Source organism: Mesorhizobium sp. M4B.F.Ca.ET.089.01.1.1 (assembly GCF_004022605.1).
Taxonomy (GTDB): domain Bacteria; phylum Pseudomonadota; class Alphaproteobacteria; order Rhizobiales; family Rhizobiaceae; genus Mesorhizobium; species Mesorhizobium abyssinicae.
In genome coordinates this window covers 1-417 of sequence record NZ_RZOS01001498.1, presented here as the reverse complement: position 1 = coordinate 417, position 417 = coordinate 1, and the positions used below count along the sequence as shown (strand labels likewise).

Sequence of the window (417 nt, the reverse complement as noted above, 5' to 3'; positions counted from 1 at the left end):
TCGGGGGCGTTCCCTAGGCTGACTGGGATTCCAACTTCTGACGAAGCTGCCCTCGACCATGAAGCAGCCGGTCGAAGGCGCTGGCGACGTGTGGACCTGGACCGCGCTGGATAGCGACAGCAAGCTTATCGTGTCGTGGCTGGTCGGCGGCCGTGACGGCGAATATGCGCTGGCCTTCATGGATGACGTGAAGGACCGTCTTGCCAACCGCGTCCAGCTTACGACCGATGGCCACCGCGCCTATCTCAACGCCATCGAGGAAGCCTTTGGGGCCGACATCGATTACGCCATGCTGGTGAAGCAGTACGGCGAGCCGGAAAGCAACAAGTCGCCAGAGCGCCGCTATAGCCCGGCTGTCTGCACTGGCGCGGTCACGACGCGCGTCGAAGGCAATCCCGATCCGGAGCATGTCAGCAC

At 63.1% G+C, this 417-nt stretch carries 1 pseudogene; it reads left to right on the top strand.

The window, feature by feature from the left end:
• Window positions 1-73: 73 nt before the first annotated feature.
• Window positions 74-417: pseudogene (locus EN780_RS38060) on the top strand (DDE-type integrase/transposase/recombinase); the annotation flags it as partial.